Annotated in this window: 8 protein-coding genes, 22 tRNA genes and 2 rRNA genes; 3 read left to right on the forward strand and 29 right to left on the reverse strand. The window is 40.9% G+C overall.

Annotated features, from left to right (window positions below; genetic code table 11):
- Window positions 1-9: 9 nt before the first annotated feature.
- From glgD to glgB, 3 genes are read right to left on the reverse strand one after another with little or no spacing between them, the layout of a single operon-like run.
- Window positions 10-1,044 carry a glucose-1-phosphate adenylyltransferase subunit GlgD gene (glgD, locus tag AC3EMB_RS24010; RefSeq protein ID WP_000504162.1) on the reverse strand — a complete coding sequence of 345 codons (1,035 nt, stop codon included), beginning with the start codon at window positions 1,042-1,044 and terminating at the stop codon, window positions 10-12.
- An 18-nt stretch (window positions 1,045-1,062) separates the two neighbouring features.
- The gene (gene glgC / locus AC3EMB_RS24015) at window positions 1,063-2,193 is read right to left on the reverse strand and encodes a glucose-1-phosphate adenylyltransferase (RefSeq protein ID WP_000057604.1); all 1,131 of its coding nucleotides are present in this window, start codon (window positions 2,191-2,193) and stop codon (window positions 1,063-1,065) included.
- On the reverse strand, window positions 2,141-4,078 hold the full coding sequence (glgB, locus tag AC3EMB_RS24020; RefSeq protein WP_075717046.1) for a 1,4-alpha-glucan branching protein GlgB: 1,938 nt from the start codon (window positions 4,076-4,078) through the stop codon (window positions 2,141-2,143). Before glgB ends, glgC begins: the two co-directional genes overlap by 53 nt.
- A 469-nt stretch (window positions 4,079-4,547) precedes the next feature.
- Between glgB and AC3EMB_RS24025 the strand changes: the two genes are divergently transcribed.
- Window positions 4,548-5,153, forward strand: a complete 606-nt coding sequence (locus AC3EMB_RS24025; RefSeq protein ID WP_377900811.1) for a TasA family protein — start codon at window positions 4,548-4,550, stop codon at window positions 5,151-5,153.
- Window positions 5,154-5,186: 33 nt separating this feature from the next.
- Complete coding sequence (locus tag AC3EMB_RS24030) at window positions 5,187-9,410, forward strand: S8 family serine peptidase (RefSeq protein ID WP_488517313.1); 4,224 nt, start codon at window positions 5,187-5,189, stop codon at window positions 9,408-9,410.
- Between the two features lie 322 nt (window positions 9,411-9,732).
- On the opposite strand, the gene AC3EMB_RS24035 is transcribed toward AC3EMB_RS24030, so the two are convergent.
- Complete coding sequence (locus AC3EMB_RS24035) at window positions 9,733-10,677, reverse strand: L-lactate dehydrogenase (protein WP_488517314.1); 945 nt, start codon at window positions 10,675-10,677, stop codon at window positions 9,733-9,735.
- A 420-nt stretch (window positions 10,678-11,097) separates the two neighbouring features.
- Window positions 11,098-11,697 carry a TetR/AcrR family transcriptional regulator gene (locus AC3EMB_RS24040; protein WP_088025484.1) on the reverse strand — a complete coding sequence of 200 codons (600 nt, stop codon included), beginning with the start codon at window positions 11,695-11,697 and terminating at the stop codon, window positions 11,098-11,100.
- 323 nt (window positions 11,698-12,020) lie between these two features.
- Here AC3EMB_RS24040 and AC3EMB_RS24045 point away from each other — a divergent pair, with 323 nt between their 5' ends.
- Window positions 12,021-13,244 carry an MFS transporter gene (locus AC3EMB_RS24045; protein ID WP_098127165.1) on the forward strand — a complete coding sequence of 408 codons (1,224 nt, stop codon included), beginning with the start codon at window positions 12,021-12,023 and terminating at the stop codon, window positions 13,242-13,244.
- 146 nt (window positions 13,245-13,390) lie between these two features.
- Here the strand turns inward: AC3EMB_RS24045 and AC3EMB_RS24050 are convergent.
- From AC3EMB_RS24050 to AC3EMB_RS24165, 24 genes are all read right to left on the reverse strand, one after another.
- Window positions 13,391-13,462: transfer RNA gene (locus AC3EMB_RS24050), tRNA-Glu, on the reverse strand.
- A 6-nt stretch (window positions 13,463-13,468) separates the two neighbouring features.
- Window positions 13,469-13,559 (reverse strand) — tRNA-Ser (locus AC3EMB_RS24055).
- Between the two features lie 7 nt (window positions 13,560-13,566).
- Window positions 13,567-13,641: transfer RNA gene (locus AC3EMB_RS24060), tRNA-Asn, on the reverse strand.
- A 7-nt stretch (window positions 13,642-13,648) separates the two neighbouring features.
- A tRNA-Ile gene (locus tag AC3EMB_RS24065) sits at window positions 13,649-13,725 on the reverse strand.
- Between the two features lie 10 nt (window positions 13,726-13,735).
- A tRNA-Gly gene (locus tag AC3EMB_RS24070) sits at window positions 13,736-13,806 on the reverse strand.
- Between the two features lie 13 nt (window positions 13,807-13,819).
- Window positions 13,820-13,895, reverse strand: a tRNA-Lys gene (locus AC3EMB_RS24075).
- Between the two features lie 10 nt (window positions 13,896-13,905).
- Window positions 13,906-13,981: transfer RNA gene (locus AC3EMB_RS24080), tRNA-Thr, on the reverse strand.
- Window positions 13,982-13,995: 14 nt separating this feature from the next.
- Window positions 13,996-14,071: transfer RNA gene (locus tag AC3EMB_RS24085), tRNA-Phe, on the reverse strand.
- Window positions 14,072-14,080: 9 nt separating this feature from the next.
- Window positions 14,081-14,156: transfer RNA gene (locus AC3EMB_RS24090), tRNA-Asp, on the reverse strand.
- A 3-nt stretch (window positions 14,157-14,159) separates the two neighbouring features.
- Window positions 14,160-14,236, reverse strand: a tRNA-Met gene (locus AC3EMB_RS24095).
- A gap of 28 nt (window positions 14,237-14,264) precedes the next feature.
- A tRNA-Ser gene (locus AC3EMB_RS24100) sits at window positions 14,265-14,357 on the reverse strand.
- Window positions 14,358-14,374: 17 nt separating this feature from the next.
- Window positions 14,375-14,451 (reverse strand) — tRNA-Ile (locus AC3EMB_RS24105).
- A gap of 4 nt (window positions 14,452-14,455) precedes the next feature.
- A tRNA-Met gene (locus AC3EMB_RS24110) sits at window positions 14,456-14,532 on the reverse strand.
- 20 nt (window positions 14,533-14,552) lie between these two features.
- Window positions 14,553-14,625: transfer RNA gene (locus tag AC3EMB_RS24115), tRNA-Ala, on the reverse strand.
- Window positions 14,626-14,640: 15 nt separating this feature from the next.
- A tRNA-Pro gene (locus tag AC3EMB_RS24120) sits at window positions 14,641-14,714 on the reverse strand.
- A gap of 10 nt (window positions 14,715-14,724) precedes the next feature.
- Window positions 14,725-14,798: transfer RNA gene (locus tag AC3EMB_RS24125), tRNA-Arg, on the reverse strand.
- Window positions 14,799-14,801: 3 nt separating this feature from the next.
- Window positions 14,802-14,890: transfer RNA gene (locus AC3EMB_RS24130), tRNA-Leu, on the reverse strand.
- 16 nt (window positions 14,891-14,906) lie between these two features.
- Window positions 14,907-14,981, reverse strand: a tRNA-Gly gene (locus tag AC3EMB_RS24135).
- Between the two features lie 29 nt (window positions 14,982-15,010).
- Window positions 15,011-15,091, reverse strand: a tRNA-Leu gene (locus AC3EMB_RS24140).
- Window positions 15,092-15,113: 22 nt separating this feature from the next.
- Window positions 15,114-15,189: transfer RNA gene (locus AC3EMB_RS24145), tRNA-His, on the reverse strand.
- A 10-nt stretch (window positions 15,190-15,199) separates the two neighbouring features.
- Window positions 15,200-15,275: transfer RNA gene (locus AC3EMB_RS24150), tRNA-Thr, on the reverse strand.
- 4 nt (window positions 15,276-15,279) lie between these two features.
- Window positions 15,280-15,355, reverse strand: a tRNA-Val gene (locus AC3EMB_RS24155).
- 4 nt (window positions 15,356-15,359) lie between these two features.
- Window positions 15,360-15,475 (reverse strand): 5S ribosomal RNA (gene rrf, locus AC3EMB_RS24160).
- Between the two features lie 101 nt (window positions 15,476-15,576).
- A 23S ribosomal RNA gene (locus AC3EMB_RS24165) occupies window positions 15,577-18,498 on the reverse strand.
- Window positions 18,499-18,505: the final 7 nt, after the last annotated feature.

The raw sequence follows: 18,505 nt of genomic DNA on the forward strand, positions 1-18,505 counted from the left end.
ACTGATTCTTTAGGAATAACTATTAATCGTACTGTTTTGTACGCTTCCTTTTTCTACAACATACGGCTCATCGATGTTTCCTTTTAATACGACACCGTCGCCAATTTTCACGTCTTTATCAATAATAACACCGTCTATTATACAGTTATCTCCAATTTGGCTCTTTTGCATAATAATACTGTTACGAATAATTGATCCTTTTCCAATTTTAACTGAACGGGAAATAACACTGTTTTCTACCTCCCCCTCAATAATACTGCCATTTGCAATCATTGTATTTTTCACGACTGCACCCTTTAGATAACGAGTTGGTGGCTCATCTTTTACTTTCGTAAAGATCGGCGCTTCTTTCTTAAATAATTGCTTCCAAATAGCAGGTTGCAAAATTTCTAGGCTATGCTTATAGTAACTTTCGATCGAGTCAATAATTGCTACATATCCAGTATGCTCATATGTAGCAATGTGTAATGATTTCCCGCGTTTTTCTCTCACTACATCAAATAAACTGTATTGCTCCACATCTTTATATGACTCAAATAAGTCTAACAATAATTGTTTCTTTAACACGTATGTTTGAAGCGAAACCCCTTCATGGCAAACTTCTGTAATATCAGCTGCCGTATGTATATGTCGCTCTAACACCGCTTGAAAATTTAATGCTGTTACGAGATGGCTATTCGTAATAACAACGTACTCTTCTCTGCTTCTTAGAAAATAATCAATATGTCTTCTAAAGTGTGCAAAAGACCCAAATTCATCTTGGTCACATTGGCAGTTTGGCGGGAATAAAAATAGTCCGTCTCGTTTTCTATCTAAATCCCACTGTTTTCCTGAACCAACATGGTCCATTAACGAACGATTTTTATGGCTTGTAAAAACTGCTACACTATGAATACTAGAATTCACCATATTTGAAAGCATGAAATCAATGAGTCGATAACGGCCCCCAAACGGTAACGCCGCTAGTGAACGATGCCCTGTTACTTTCTTTAAGGAAGGAAAACTTCCCGTTGCATTAATAATTCCTAACATTTTTTCTCCCATTCATTTCATCCCCCTTTTCTATTTCCCTTCAGCAATTAATACTACATCGTCAACATTCTTTTCTGGACGAATGATTGTTCCATCTTCGATAACCATTTCTGATCCAACAATCGCTCTTTCAATCACAACATTTTTACCAATCTTAGCCCCTGGCATAACGACAGAATCAATCACCATACTTCCTTCTTCCACCGTCACTCCTTGGAATAACACAGAATGCTTCACGTCCCCTTCAATGACGCACCCTTCGTTAATAAGCGATTCTTCTACTTTCGCCTTTTCAGCAATATATTGAGGCGGTTCGTTTGGATTGACAGAGTAAATACGCCAATTACGATCGTTTAAATTCAGTGATGTTTCATCGCGAAGCAAATCCATATTCGCTTCCCATAAGCTCTTCACCGTTCCAACATCTTTCCAATATCCTTCAAACGGATACGCCATTAACTTCTTCCCTTCATCCAACAAAAGCGGAAGTACATCTTTTCCAAAATCGTTACTAGATTCAGGGTTTCTCGCATCCATCTCTAAATACTCTTTCAAAATTGACCAATTAAAAATATAGATTCCCATCGATGCAAGATTACTTCTTGGAAATTGTGGTTTCTCCTCAAACTCAACAATCTCCATCTCTTCATTTGTATTCATAATGCCAAAGCGACTCGCTTCATCCCAAGGTACTTCAATAACAGAAATGGATACGTCCGATTCTTTCTCAATATGGTAATCTAGCATCTTACTGTAATCCATTTTATAAATATGGTCACCTGATAAAATAAGAACATACTCCGGTTCATACTGACTTAAATAGTTTAAATTTTGATAAATGGCACTTGCCGTACCTGTATACCACTTAACCCCTGAAGACTCCGCATAAGGAGGTAATACTGTGACCCCACCGTTTACTCGGTCTAAATCCCACGCATTTCCGATTCCGATATAATTATGAAGTTCAAGTGGTTGATATTGTGTTAAAATCCCAACCGTTTCAATACCAGAATTCGCACAGTTACTTAGCGTAAAATCAATAATGCGATATTTACCACCAAATGGAACAGCTGGCTTGGCTAAATTTTTTGTTAATGCACTTAAACGACTACCTTTTCCCCCTGCTAGTAACATTGCTACGCACTTTTGTTTTTGAGCCATCTTGTTTTTTGCTCCCCTTTCTCGTCTTCACTGGTCGTAATATGGATACGCCGAATGGTGGAATTGTAATCTCTACATGTGCCGCTTGATTATGGTACGGTTCTAGAATTGTCTTAAGACGTTTCTTATTCACTTGCCCCGAACCGCCATATTGCTGTGCATCACTGTTTAAAATCTCGTTATAATACTCGAAATCTGGTACACCTACTTTATAGTTTTCATATGTAGCTTTCGTAAAATTACATACGACAACTAACGCATCTTCTTGTTTATCCCCTTGGCGGATAAAAGAGAAAATACTTTGCTCATTATTATTAGCATCAATCCACTGAAAACCTTCAGGTGAATGGTCAAGCTGCCAAAGTGGTTTTGAGCGCTTATACAATGCTATGAGCTCATTAAAGTAATCATGCATATAACGATGCATTTCAAAATCATGTAAATTCCAATCTAAATCTTCAAGGTCTTTCCACTCATCAAACTGTCCGAATTCTCCTCCCATGAAAAGTAACTTCTTTCCTGGGTGAGTAAAGAAATATCCATATAATAAACGAAGTTGAGCAAACTTATCCCAGTAATCACCTGGCATTTTATTTAATAACGACTTTTTCCCATGAACGACTTCATCATGAGAAAGCGGTAATATGAAGTTTTCAGAGTACGCATATAGTAAAGAAAACGTCATTTTCTCATGAATGTGTTTCCTATATTCAGGCGCACACTCCATATATTTCAGCACGTCATTCATCCAGCCCATGTTCCATTTGTAATTGAATCCAAGCCCACCTTCATACGTTGGAGTTGTTACAAGTGGCCAAGCTGTTGAATCTTCTGCCGTCATAAGAAAATCTTCATCCTCTGCAAACACTGCTTCATTTAACTCTCTTAAAAATGAAACAGCATGCTCATTACTTTGCTCTTGTCCTTCTTTATTCCAGTACAACATGTTCGCAACTGCATCAACTCTGAAACCATCAATATGGAAATATCTCATCCAAAATAACGCATTTGAAATTAAGAAATTACGTACCTCTCTCTTTCCTAAATCAAAATTGACAGTTCCCCATACTGGATTTTCTTGTACATCTTTATCTTTATATTCATAGGTCGGTGTACCATCAAACAAATATAAACCGTGAGCATCTTTACAAAAATGCCCCGGCACCCAATCTAAAATGACACCGATTCCATATTTATGACATTCGTCGACAAAATGCATTAAATCATGCGGCGTACCAAATCTACTCGTCGCTGCATAATATCCCGTTCCTTGGTATCCCCAAGAACGATCATATGGATGCTCAACAAGCGGCATAATTTCAATATGTGTAAATTGATGTTCCACCACATACGGGATGAGCTCTTCAACCATTTCCCTGTAAGAGTACAGCGTTCCATCTTCTTTCTTTTTCCAAGAACCAAAATGTAATTCATAAACTGTCATCGCTTCTTTATAAATCGATTTTTTCTTTTTCTTACGATTCCAGTTTTTATCATTCCATTCATATCCTTTTATATCAAAAACTACAGATGCCGTATTCGGTCTTACTTCTGCATATACAGCATACGGATCTGCCTTTAAAATGACGTCACCAGCCAACGTTTCGATCGCATATTTATATATTTCTCCTTCTTCAATATGCGGTATAAATAAGGACCAAATGCCTTCTTCTGTCACTTGTAGCATCTTATGTTGCTCATAATCCCACTCATTAAAATCCCCAACAACACTCATTGCTTTCGCATGAGGAGCCCACACTGTAAATCGTACCCCTTGAATCTCATCTTCCGTCACAACATGCGCGCCAAAGATGTTATAACTTTCATAGTACTTTTCTGTATGAAACTCATCTCGTTTCACTTCTTCACAATTTATTACACTCAATATGCTCACCTCACTTAGATGACAGAATTTTTTATACTTTAACTATTTCTGCGAAAAACTGCAATATCCTTGTTAATTTATAAAAAACATTCGTTTTTTTCTTAAAAATGTTAGTTTTTCTTCACATTTCTGTGTAAAATATCGAATTTTGACGAATATTCATTGTAAACGCTTCATTCTACTTCTATATTTACGCCTATTATTTTTTTCTCAACCTTTATTTTATTAGGTTTATTCTATTTTTCATGCTATTTTCCACTAAAAATAACCATAAAATAATCTGTCATAAAAAATGTTTCTCAACATTTTTTGTCATATTTTTATTGAAACGCGAAATTCATAAGCATATACTTGTTCTCAATAAAGAACTACGATCTTTCGTAACTATAATTCATAGCGGACTACTATGTTTACTTATTTATCCTTGTTGCGAACGATTGCTATAAAAATTTAACTAGGGGGCTTTCTTATGTCTTTAAAACGAAAAGTAGGAATGGGAGTTGTCACCGCTTCACTTGGTTTATCCCTTACATTCGGAGGTGTATTCGCCTATTTCAGTGATTCAGAAACATCGAGTAATTCATTTCAAGCTGGAACACTAGATCTGTCTATTAATCCAAGTGTAATCGTTAATGTGAAAGATTTAAAACCAGGTGATTTTATTGAAAGGAACTTCAAGCTTGAAAATAAAGGTACATTGGATATCGCAAAAGTAGCACTTGAAACATCATATGAAGTTACAGATGCAACGCAAAATAATGTCGGTGAAGATTTAGGTGATCACATTATCGTCAAGTTTCTAGTGAATGATGGACAGCCATCTAATCCAAACGATGATCATGAGATTTTGTGGGAAACAAAACTATCACAATTAAAAACTATGAAACCTGAAGATGTCGCTACGTCTTTAGAACGTCATAACTTAATAGATGGTATTAAATCTGGTGAAACAGATTACTTACATGTCCTCTTCTCATTTGAAGATAACGACCAAGATCAAAATAAATTTCAAGGTGATTCCCTGCAGCTAAACTGGACATTCCATGCTGAGCAAACAGCAGGTGTGGAGAAATAATTTTTAAAAATATATATTACCGGAGGCCTATAAATGAAAAAGAAAAACCGTTTTGTTACTGGAATTGTAACGGCTGGCGTTCTGTTTTCAACTGCCATTCCGTTCAATGTACTTGCTGAAAGTCCTATTAACCAAATTGAATCTTCAAATGCTCATTCTATATTATCGAAGCTTTCTAAAGAACAACGCCTAGCATTACAAACGGTAGATGCCAACCCTGGTTTTACAATTTCACCAGATATTAATACGAGTAGTTCTGAGCCTGTAAATATCATTGTAGAATTTCAAACTGCTCCAGTAAAGATTAATGAATTAAAACAAAAAGAAAAAGGATTACAAGCTGCTCCAGAAAATATAAAAGCACGTATTGATCAAGAACATGAAGAATTCGAAAAAGGACTAAAACGTCTTTATCAATTCAGCCCATCAGTAAAATCAGGAAACTTCCAGTCTGTACAAATTAAACGTTCTTATAAGCATGCGATAAATGGTGTTGCGATGACATTACCAGCAAATACAGTTGAAGAGTTGTTACGAATTGGTGTTGTAAAACGCATTTGGAAAGATTACGAAGTGAAATTAAATTTACCAAAACAAGCTGAGCAAAAAGCACCTCAAAAACTAACAGATAGCATCCCGCAAATTGGAGTAGATAAGTTACATAGTGAGGGCATTACTGGAAAAGGAATTAAAGTTGGCGTATTAGATACAGGTATTGATTACAATCATCCTGACTTAAAAGACGTATATAAAGGCTATCGCGCAAAACCTGGCGAGGACTCTAGCAAAGTAGATCCAAATTCAGTAAAGGGTTGGGACTTTATTAATAATGATGCAGATCCAATGGAAACTACTTATTCAGAATGGCAACAATCTGGTGCTCCTGAATTTGATAACCGTGGTTCTGCCTTCTACACAGCCCACGGCACTCACGTAGCAGGTATCGTTTCTGCTCAAAAGAAGAACCAATCTGATTCAGCAGTAAAAGGTGTTGCACCTGACATTGAACTGTATAACTATCGTGTACTCGGTCCATACGGAAGTGGAGATAGTTCAGGTATTATCGCTGCAATTGATAAATCTATTTCTGACGGTATGAACGTTATTAACTTATCGTTAGGTGATGATAGCAACAATCCTCTTGATCCAACATCTATCGCTGTTAATAACGCGATGCTTTCAGGCGTTGTTACAGTCGTTGCTGCTGGTAACTCTGGACCGAATCCATCAACACTCGGATCACCAGGTGCTTCGCCATTTGCTATTACGGTTGGAGCCAGTGATAGCTCTATTTCCTTACCGAAACTATCAGGTCATGCTGGACAATTACAATTCCCTAACCTAATTTTGTTCGGCAAAAACTTCACTGATAAAATAGAAGATTTCAAGGGACAAACTTTACCTATTGAATCTGTAGGAATCGGTACGCCTGACGAGTTTAGTAAAAAAGATGTGAAAGGAAAAATCGCTCTCGTTGCACGTGGTACAACCTCATTTGATGAAAAAATTGCTAACGCAAAACAAGCAGGTGCAAAGGCCGTTATTATTTATAACAACGTGGATGGAGAAATTCCTTTCTACGTTGGTGAAAGCACAAAATACATTCCAACATTCCGCCTAACGAAAGAAGACGGTGAAAAACTAAAAACTCAAATTGAACAAGGTAGCACATCCTTAACTTTCGATGAAATTAATTACATTCAAACAGAAGGCGATCATCTTGCAGACTTTAGCTCACGCGGTCCTGTTACAGCAAATGATGATATTAAGCCTGATATTACAGCGCCTGGTGTCGCTGTCCTTTCAACAGTTCCTGAATATATTAACGACCCGCAAGAGGGTGAAAACTACGCTGTTTCCTATGAGCGTATGCAAGGAACATCTATGGCTTCCCCTCATATTGCTGGCGTTGCTGCTCTAATTTTACAAGAACACCCAGACTACTCTCCGTTCGATGTAAAAGCGTCTCTTATGAACACAGCTGATGATTTAAAAGAAAAATATTCGGTGTATGAAGTTGGAGCTGGGCGAGTAGATGCTTACAACGCCGTTCGTACAGAAACAAGCTTTAAAGTATTAGATACGACACAAACTGTTGTAAATGATGAAGTAATTGAAGTGCCCGAAGAAACTGGATCTATTGCATTCGGTAAGTTTTATCAAAAAGACGGTGAAGCTCTTGAACAAAAACGAAATATAAAAGTAACTAATCATAATAAACAAGAGAAAAAAGAATTTAAAACAGAAATTTCTTATACACCAGCTTCGTCTACTATTAACGATGCTGTCGCAAACGGTGTAAAAATCTCTGCTCCAGAAACAATTACTCTTGATGCTGGCAAAGCAGGTGAAATTGAAGCAAAAATTAATGTTCCAGCCGGTGTAAAACAAGGCCGATATGAAGGATATATTCATATTACGAACACGAAAAATAAAGAAGAAACATATCAAATCCCATTCTCTATTCGTGTATCAGAGCCTGGTATTGAAAATGCAATACTATCAAGAAAAGCAATTTCAACTGATACATCTAAATTTAATCCATACGGTGAATCGTATGTTCACGGGGCATTCCAATTAAACAGCGAACTTGAAACGTTAGATCTTATCGTAAAAGATTCCAAAACAGATAAAGCTCTGGGCTTCATTGGGACATTAAACACAAGTGGACTAAAAACTGATGTGTATTACTACTTAGACTCATTCTTTAATGGAAAAGTGTATCCTTTTACAAATGATCCTGCAAAACCAATTGGTGATGAGAAAATCAACTTACCAGAAGGAGACTACACAATTGAGTTTGTCGGTTATGATAAGGCTGGGAAAGCACGTGTAAAAGGTGATTATGTTGTAATTGATAATACCCCACCAGAAGTGAAACTAACTGGATTAAAACCTGGTATTTACGAGTTAAATGAAGAAAATTATACAGTAGAAGATGGCAAAAAAGCACTATGGATTAAAGGAAATGTATACGATTCAAACGTTGACTACTTAAAAGGAAAAGGATTAAACATTACGCAAGAAGCGAATGGCGTTATGTACTATGACTATTCTCCATACTTGCATAAGTTTTTACCGATTAATGCAAATGGCGACTTTAAAGTTGGCATTACACCTGACTCCTTCAGAACGGAAGGTCCAATGAACACAGGCGTATATATTTTCGATTATGCAACTGCAGGAGCTGACTATCCAAGCGGTGTAAATAACTACTGGTTTATCCCACAAGGTGCTCAATATGCGAAAGCTAGTTACGATAAAAAAGAATTATATAAAAATGACGAGTTCACAGTAACACTAAACGCAAAACACGTAAAACAATTTGTTGCTGGGCAATTTAATGTAAACTTCCTAGAGAAGAACTTCAAATTTGCAAATGCAAAATTTAATCCTGCTTTTGAAAAGCTACTTTCCGAAAAAGGAGTAACCGCAAAAGTAAATGAACCGAAACTAGAGGCAGGTTCGGTTACAGTTGGCGGCACTATCGATGACAAAAACTTTGCTGGATTAGATGGTGATTTCCCGTTCATTGATGTAACTTTCAAAGTAGAAAATGATGAATTTTATGAAGCAAACGCTCAATTAGAGTCACCAATTTTTGTTTACTGGAAACAAGGTGAATCAGAACCAAATAGAATGCGTGTACTTCAAGATCAAACATTCTCAGTTATGTCCTTAAATTCACTAGTAGAAGGAAATATTAAACCTGGTGCATTCTTAAATGAACGTGGATATTTAGATGAAAAGTTTGATTATGCAAAGCTTGGCGTAAAAGTATACGCAACTGATTCTTACCGTCATAAGTTTGAAGGTTCACTAGATAAATATGGGTACTTCAAACTAAATGGACTTCCAGTTAATAAACGCGACTATAACCTATATGTAGAAGTGCCAGGACATTTAACAAGCCGCCTAACAACGAAACTTGGTACTGAAAAAGACGGTAAGCTGCTTGGCCAATATTATTATGCAAGACCTGACGAAAACCTTGCCGGCGATGTAAATGCTGATAAAGTAATCGATATTAAAGATGCTGAAATTATCGCTAGCAACTATGGTAAAAAAGGACTAACTGTAAAAGACGGAGACCTTAATAAAGATGGGATTGTCGACGAAAAAGATATTCGCTTCGTTGAAAAGAACTTCTTGAAAAAAGGGCCAGATGCATCTAAATCACAAACACCTGTAGAAAAATCAAAAAGCGGTACACTGACAGATATTTTAAAGAAATTGGGATTAACGCCTAAAAAATGATAAAGTGAAACTTTAATCAGTGGGGGGTGTTCATCCCTCACTGATTATCAGCCCTCACCAATCGGGCTTTTACGGGCAGTTGATCACCAAACTAACTTCTTTGCTTTCGCTGCATTTTGAGGTGGGGATCTTACTGCCCGTTAATGCGGGATAATAAAGAGCACTCTACGTAAAGTAGAGTGCTCTTTTCTATAAACGACCCTTATCCAGCAAAAGGGGTATATTGGGGATATACAAGGGAAACCGGAAAAGGAATTTATATTAAATTATATAAGTTCAGAGGTAAGAAGCAGTTTCCCACCTCTGAATTATTTAGCAATTATTATAGTACTGGTTCCATTGTTTCTTTTAATACTTTTACAGAATGAGCGAATTTCGCTTTTTCATCTTCATTTAGCTCAAGTTCTACGATTTCACGTACACCTTCGCGGTTAATTACAGCTGGAACACCTACGTAAGCATCTTTCTCTCCGTATTGACCTTCAAGGTATGCAGATACAGTTAATACGCTGTTCTCGTTGTTTAAGATTGCTTTAGTTACACGAAGTAGTGACATACCGATTCCGTAGTAAGTTGCACCTTTACGCTCGATAATATGGTAAGCTGCATCACGTACGTTTTCGAAGATTTTATCTAAGTCTTCTTGATTGTACTGTTCGTTGTTAGCTAAGATTGTTTCTAGTTTTTGTACACCGATAGTAGCGTGGCTCCATACTGGAAGTTCAGTGTCACCGTGTTCACCAACGATGTAAGCATGAACGTTACGTGGATCTACATCTAAGTAGTCACCTAACATGTAACGGAAACGAGCAGAGTCTAAAGTAGTACCAGAACCGATTACGCGCTCTTTTGGTAAACCAGATTCTTTCCAAGTTACGTAAGTTAAAATGTCAACTGGGTTAGTTGCGATTAAGAAGATTCCATCGAATCCACTATCCATAATACCGCGAACGATTTGTTTAAAGATCTTTGTATTTTTCTCAACTAAGTCTAAACGAGTTTCACCTGGCTTTTGTGGTAATCCAGCAGTGATAACTACTAAATCTGCATCTTTACAATCTGCATAGCTACCGCTCCAAACTTTTGTTGGTGATGGAGAGAATGGTACCGCATGGCTTAAGTCCATTGCTTCCCCTTCTGCTTTTGCTTCATTAACATCTACTAATACGAACTCTTCAGCTACACCTTGGTTGATCATTGAGTAAGCGTAACTACAACCTACAGCTCCTGTTCCTACTAATACTACACGATTGATACCTTTTTTCATGGTAATTTCCCCTCTCTATTGTTCACATCTATTTTTTATGATTGTTTAAGTAATTAATTAAAATACTAATTTAATGTTGTTTAACTTCTTTACATTCATATTGTAGCACGTATTATTGTGAATTACTTCACAAATTATGACCTATTTGTGAACTTTTTCACATAGAGTGTAAAGTTATTAGAATAGGTGTGGAATCAATTTCAATGGAGGCGTTTTCTTTAGATTGTGAATAAAAAGAATGTGATTTGATTATTCCCTATAGCTAAATTCAATTTCTATAATCAAACTAACACATTATCTCCTTATACGCTGGACATCAGTTGGCCTATATAGACTACGGTGACATAAATGAATTAGCATATACTTTACCACCTCCCTTTTAACTATTACCGTATATTAATAAAAAGATATTATTCAAAATCATGCATTCTTTTCTAATAATAAACCATTCAATATAAGTGATAGGCTATGCAAAGCTTTAGACAAATGTGCTTCTGCATCTTCAGAATTCGCAATCCAACAAGCAAGGTCCACTAGTCCACCATTTATGAATCTTGCTAAAGCTTCGCAGTCCGTCTTTTCAATAATACAGTCTTTCATTAATTGCTGAAGCATCTCCGCCATCGTCGTTAAACATTGCGAATGCGATGATTGATAATAACTATTTCCTAATACTGCTGGTGCATCACGAAGTACAATTCGCTGAATTTCTGGATTAAGTGCCATCGTTAAATACGCACGACAACGTCCAACAAACCCTTCCCATTTTCCTTCCGCTTCATCTGATACTTTCCCTAATTTATTATCCATTTCGATATCAATTTCTTTTACAACTGCTTCTAACAATCCTTTTTTATCACCAAAATGATGATAAATTGCACCACGTGTTAAACCGACAGATGCTGTAAAATCATCCATAGACGTATTTACATATCCAACTGTACCAAAGGCCTCTCTTGCTGCACTCAGCAATTTAGCACGTGTTTCAGTAATCATTTCTGCTCTCGTTTTTTTAATCATCTTTTCCTCCTACTTCTATTCATTCTCTTTATTCAAAATGAATTGCACTATAGTATCGTTCTCTATATAAAAGAATAACTCCTTTAAACATCGGCTCTCTATCCAGAGATAAAACATTTCAATTGACATACGCACCGTATGTCAATATGATATTTACATACGGTGCGTATGTAAATTATTTCTAGCTTACAAGATAATATAACTTCTTACCTATATCCTACATTGACTCACTGTCCCTTTTTATAGAAGGTATTAATGAAACAAAGGAGGATTTAAAAGAATGAAGAATGTATATGCAAACGTCAAATACTTTGGTGATTATTATGTTTAATTCCTACCGTGAGATTTTCAGTGCTCCTGGTACAAAAGGATTCTCTTTAGCAGGGTTTATAGCTCGGATGCCCATATCAATGATGGGCATTGGTATTGTTACAATGTTATCTCAGTTACGTGGTGACTATTGGCTTGCTGGAGCTGTTGCAGCCACCTTTACATTATCATCTGCTTTACTAGCTCCTCATATTTCTCGGATGGCCGATCAATTAGGGCAATCTCGCATACTTCTTCCGACTACAGGTATCAGTGTTTTCTTTACGATCCTCTTACTTCTATGTACGAAATATGAAGCTCCTTATTGGACGCTATTTCTATCCGCCTTATGTGCAGGTTGTATGCCAAATATGTCAGCTATGGTACGTGCACGTTGGACTAAACTATACCGTGGATCCCATAAATTGCATACAGCATTTTCCTTTGAATCGGTCGTCGACGAAATTTGCTTCATAATTGGTCCTGTATTATCTGTCAGTTTAAGTGTTATGTTCTTCCCAGAAGCAGGGCCACTTTTATCATCTGTTTTTCTTACAATTGGGGTATGCCTATTCATCCTACAAAAAAGCACAGAACCACCTGTACACCCTGGCGACATTACAAACAAAGGAACAGTATTTAAAATTGGTTCTTTGCGAGTACTAGTATTCACACTCATTGCTATAGGTACTATCTTTGGCACAATAGATGTCGTTAGTGTAGCTTTTGCTGAACATCAAGGAAACGCAGTAACTGCTAGCTTTGTACTTTCTGTCTATGCAATCGGTTCATGCCTGGCAGGCCTTATTTTCGGTACTCTTAAACTCAATGCTCCACCCTATAATCAATTTTTAATAGCAGTCACACTTTCCATGATAACAATGCTGCCACTATTTTTCGTAAATACTATTGCTTGGCTAATAGTTATTGTCTTCTTTGCAGGACTATCTGTCGCTCCTACTATGATTATTACTATGGGGCTTGTGGAAAGAATCGTACCTGAATCAAAAATAACAGAAGGAATGACTTGGGCAATTACAGGACTTGGAATTGGAGTCTCCCTAGGATCAGCGATAGCTGGTTTAGTTATTGATAATTTTGGAGCTCGAGCAGGATTTAGTGTGGCTATTATAGCAGGAGGCCTTGCCTTCACTATTGCACTTTTAGGATACAAAACTCTTCACTTCGCATATAATCATGCTGTTATTAAACAAGATGGACATTCAATAGAGAGTTAAAACATGTTCAAAAAATAGGATTATCTCTTCTTATGCATGAGAAAAGGTAATCCTATTTTAAACTTATTATTTATAATCTGTCATAGCTTCTTCTATATCTATACACAACAAAAAAGAGATAGCAGTTTATGCTATCTCTTTTAGTATGACCCGTACGGGATTCGAACCCGTGTTACCGCCGTGAAAGGGCGGTGTCTTAACCACTTGACCAACGGGCCAATTACTGGCAGAGAAGAAGGGATTCGAACCCTCGCACCGCGTTCGCGATCTACTCCCTTAGCAGGGGAGCCCCTTGAGCCACTTGGGTACTTCTCTATAAATATGGCTCCGCAGGTAGGACTCGAACCTACGACCGATCGGTTAACAGCCGATAGCTCTACCACTGAGCTACTGCGGAACAATTATGGTGGGCCTAAATGGACTCGAACCATCGACCTCACGCTTATCAGGCGTGCGCTCTAACCAGCTGAGCTATAGGCCCATAATTGAAAAGCGGGTGAAGAGAATCGAACTCTCGACCAGAGCTTGGAAGGCTCTTGTTTTACCACTAAACTACACCCGCATTAAATTGAAAATGGTGAGCCATGAAGGATTCGAACCTTCGACCCTCTGATTAAAAGTCAGATGCTCTACCAACTGAGCTAATGGCTCATTTTGAAAGTGGTGCCGGCTAGAGGACTTGAACCCCCAACCTACTGATTACAAGTCAGTTGCTCTACCAATTGAGCTAAGCCGGCTTGCGACTTCAAAATGGTGGCTCGGGACGGAATCGAACCGCCGACACGAGGATTTTCAGTCCTCTGCTCTACCGACTGAGCTACCGAGCCTTATTAAAATGGCGGTCCCGACCGGGGTCGAACCGGCGATCTCCTGCGTGACAGGCAGGCATGTTAACCACTACACCACGGGACCATTTGGTTGCGGGGACAGGATTTGAACCTGCGACCTTCGGGTTATGAGCCCGACGAGCTACCGTACTGCTCCACCCCGCGATGATATAATATGTAATTTAAGAAAAAATGGAGGAGGTAGAGGGATTCGAACCCCCGCGCGACTCTCGCCGCCTGTCGGTTTTCAAGACCGATCCCTTCAGCCGAACTTGGGTATACCTCCGAGATATAAACCTTTAGTGGTGGACCTTGTAGGACTCGAACCTACGACCGGACGGTTATGAGCCGTCTGCTCTAACCAGCTGAGCTAAAGGTCCTTTATGGTAGCGGCGGAGGGGATCGAACCCCCGACCTCACGGGTATGAACCGTACGCTCTAGCCAGCTGAGCTACACCGCCATAAATGATATTAAAATAAGTGGAGCCTAGCGGGATCGAACCGCTGACCTCCTGCGTGCAAGGCAGGCGCTCTCCCAGCTGAGCTAAGGCCCCATGTTTTTGGGAATATCGGGAAGACAGGATTTGAACCTGCGACCCCCTGGTCCCAAACCAGGTGCTCTACCAAGCTGAGCCACTTCCCGTTAATAAAAGCGCGCCCGAGAGGAGTCGAACCCCTAACCTCTTGATCCGTAGTCAAACGCTCTATCCAATTGAGCTACGGGCGCATATGGTGCCGAGGGCGGGGGTCGAACCCGCACGGTGGTCACCCACCGCAGGATTTTAAGTCCTGTGCGTCTGCCTGTTCCGCCACCCCGGCATGTCATATTGAAAATTGGAGCGGAAGACGGGATTCGAACCCGCGACCCCAACCTTGGCAAGGTTGTATTCTACCACTGAACTACTTCCGCAAGACATGTTTGAGATATTTTATTAAAAGTGCGGGTGAAGGGAGTCGAACCCCCACGCCAAAGGCGCTAGATCCTAAGTCTAGTGCGTCTGCCAATTCCGCCACACCCGCATATTAATATTTTAAGAAAAAATGGGGCGACTGATGGGAATCGAACCCACGAATGCCGGAGCCACAATCCGGTGCGTTAACCACTTCGCCACAACCGCCATGATTTTCTGGTGCCGACTAGAGGACTTGAACCCCCAACCTACTGATTACAAGTCAGTTGCTCTACCAATTGAGCTAAGTCGGCTAAATGGTGGAGGATGACGGGATCGAACCGCCGACCCCCTGCTTGTAAGGCAGGTGCTCTCCCAGCTGAGCTAATCCTCCATTTGCCTGGCAACGTCCTACTCTCACAGGGACAAGGTCCCAAATACCATCGGCGCTAGAGAGCTTAACTTCCGTGTTCGGTATGGGAACGGGTGTGACCTCTCTGCCATCATTACCAGACTGTATTCATTTAAGACAAGAATTATTGTAACTCATTTAACTTCTAAAGTCAACAAGTTTTTTATATTCTTTCAAAACTAGATAACATTGCTTCATATTATATGGTTAAGTCCTCGATCTATTAGTATTCGTCAGCTCCACATGTCACCATGCTTCCACCTCGAACCTATCAACCTGATCATCTTTCAGGGATCTTACTAGCTTACGCTATGGGAAATCTCATCTTGAGGGGGGCTTCATGCTTAGATGCTTTCAGCACTTATCCCTTCCGCACATAGCTACCCAGCTATGCCCTTGGCAGAACAACTGGTACACCAGCGGTGCGTCCATCCCGGTCCTCTCGTACTAAGGACAGCTCCTCTCAAATTTCCTACGCCCACGACGGATAGGGACCGAACTGTCTCACGACGTTCTGAACCCAGCTCGCGTACCGCTTTAATGGGCGAACAGCCCAACCCTTGGGACCGACTACAGCCCCAGGATGCGATGAGCCGACATCGAGGTGCCAAACCTCCCCGTCGATGTGGACTCTTGGGGGAGATAAGCCTGTTATCCCCGGGGTAGCTTTTATCCGTTGAGCGATGGCCCTTCCATGCGGAACCACCGGATCACTAAGCCCGACTTTCGTCCCTGCTCGACTTGTAGGTCTCGCAGTCAAGCTCCCTTATGCCTTTGCACTCTACGAATGATTTCCAACCATTCTGAGGGAACCTTTGGGCGCCTCCGTTACACTTTAGGAGGCGACCGCCCCAGTCAAACTGCCCACCTGACACTGTCTCCCGGGTCGATAAGACCCGTAGGTTAGAATTTCAATACAGTCAGGGCGGTATCCCACCAGCGCCTCCACCGAAGCTAGCGCTCCGGTTTCAATGGCTCCCGCCTATCCTGTACAAACTGTACCAAAATTCAATATCAGGCTACAGTAAAGCTCCACGGGGTCTTTCCGTCCTGTCGCGGGTAACCTGCATCTTCACAGGTACTATAATTTCACCGAGTCTCTGGTTGAGACAGTGCCCAAATCGTTACACCTTTCGTGCGGGTCGGAACTTACCCGACAAGGAATTTCGCTACCTTAGGACCGTTATAGTTACGGCCGCCGTTTACTGGGGCTTCAGTTCAGAGCTTCGCTTACGCTAACCCCTCTCCTTAACCTTCCAGCACCGGGCAGGTGTCACCCCCTATACTTCGCCTTACGGCTTCGCAGAGAGCTGTGTTTTTGCTAAACAGTCGCTTGGGCCTATTCACTGCGGCTTTCCGTTAAGAAAGCACCCCTTCTCCCGAAGTTACGGGGTCATTTTGCCGAGTTCCTTAACCAGAGTTCTCTCGCACACCTTAGGATTCTCTCCTCGCCTACCTGTGTCGGTTTGCGGTACAGGCACCTTTTATCTCGCTAGAAGCTTTTCTTGGCAGCGGGGAATCAAAGACTTCGCTCCATAAGGAGCTTCCCCATCACAGCTCAGCCTTCACGATAAGCGGATTTGCCTACTTATCAGCCTAACTGCTTGGACGTGCACAACCAATCGCACGCTTCTTCTATCCTTCTGCGTCCCTCCATTGCTCAAACGATAAAGAGGTGGTACAGGAATATCAACCTGTTGTCCATCGCCTACGCCTGTCGGCCTCGGCTTAGGTCCTGACTAACCCTGAGCGGACGAGCCTTCCTCAGGAAACCTTAGGCATTCGGTGGACGGGATTCTCACCCGTCTTTCGCTACTCATACCGGCATTCTCACTTCTAAGCGCTCCACCAGTCCTTCCGGTCTGACTTCACTGCACTTAGAACGCTCCCCTACCACTGATACCATTGGTATCAATTCGCAGCTTCGGTGGTGTATTTAGCCCCGGTACATTTTCGGCGCAGAGTCACTCGACTAGTGAGCTATTACGCACTCTTTAAATGGTGGCTGCTTCTAAGCCAACATCCTAGTTGTCTAAGCAACTCCACATCCTTTTCCACTTAATACACACTTTGGGACCTTAGCTGGCGATCTGGGCTGTTTCCCTCTTGACTACGGATCTTATCACTCGCAGTCTGACTCCTAAGGATAAGTCATTGGCATTCGGAGTTTGACTGAATTCGGTAATCCGATGAGGACCCCTAGTTCAATCAGTGCTCTACCTCCAAGACTCTTACACTTAAGGCTAGCCCTAAAGCTATTTCGGGGAGAACCAGCTATCTCCAGGTTCGATTGGAATTTCTCCGCTACCCACACCTCATCCCCGCACTTTTCAACGTGCGTGGGTTCGGGCCTCCATTCAGTGTTACCTGAACTTCACCCTGGACATGGGTAGATCACCTGGTTTCGGGTCTACGACCACGTACTAAACGCCCTATTCAGACTCGCTTTCGCTGCGGCTCCGCCTCTTCAGCTTAACCTTGCACGGGATCGTAACTCGCCGGTTCATTCTACAAAAGGCACGCCATCACCCATTAACGGGCTCTGACTATTTGTAGGCACACGGTTTCAGGATCTCTTTCACTCCCCTTCCGGGGTGCTTTTCACCTTTCCCTCACGGTACTGGTTCACTATCGATCACTAGGGAGTATTTAGCCTTGGGAGATGGTCCTCCCAGATTCCGACGGAATTTCACGTGTTCCGCCGTACTCAGGATACATTCAAGAGAGAACGAAGTTTCGACTACGGGGTTGTTACCCTCTACGACGGACCTTTCCAGGTCGCTTCGTCTACCTCGTTCCTTTGTAACTCCGTATAGAATGTCCTACAACCCCAAGAGGCAAGCCTCTTGGTTTGGGCTATGTTCCGTTTCGCTCGCCGCTACTCAGGAAATCGCATTTGCTTTCTCTTCCTCCAGGTACTTAGATGTTTCAGTTCCCTGGGTCTGTCTTCCATACCCTATGTATTCAGGTAAGGATACCATACCATTACGTATAGTGGGTTTCCCCATTCGGAAATCTTCGGATCAAAGCTTACTTACAGCTCCCCGAAGCATATCGGCGTTAGTCCCGTCCTTCATCGACTCCTAGTGTCAAGGCATCCACCGTGCGCCCTTTCTAACTTAACCAAACTAA

This window comes from Bacillus sp. LQ16 (assembly GCF_057784645.1).

What these genes read in the sequence shown, in the direction of transcription:
- AC3EMB_RS24030 (WP_488517313.1), top strand. Translation starts at nt 5,187, where the DNA reads ATGAAAAAGAAAAACCGTTTTGTTACTGGAATTGTAACGGCTGGCGTT.
- AC3EMB_RS24040 (WP_088025484.1), bottom strand. Translation starts at nt 11,697, where the DNA reads ATGATTAAAAAAACGAGAGCAGAAATGATTACTGAAACACGTGCTAAA.
- AC3EMB_RS24035 (WP_488517314.1), bottom strand. Translation starts at nt 10,677, where the DNA reads ATGAAAAAAGGTATCAATCGTGTAGTATTAGTAGGAACAGGAGCTGTA.
- AC3EMB_RS24045 (WP_098127165.1), top strand. Translation starts at nt 12,021, where the DNA reads ATGTTTAATTCCTACCGTGAGATTTTCAGTGCTCCTGGTACAAAAGGA.
- glgC (WP_000057604.1), bottom strand. Translation starts at nt 2,193, where the DNA reads ATGGCTCAAAAACAAAAGTGCGTAGCAATGTTACTAGCAGGGGGAAAA.
- glgD (WP_000504162.1), bottom strand. Translation starts at nt 1,044, where the DNA reads ATGGGAGAAAAAATGTTAGGAATTATTAATGCAACGGGAAGTTTTCCT.
- AC3EMB_RS24025 (WP_377900811.1), top strand. Translation starts at nt 4,548, where the DNA reads ATGTCTTTAAAACGAAAAGTAGGAATGGGAGTTGTCACCGCTTCACTT.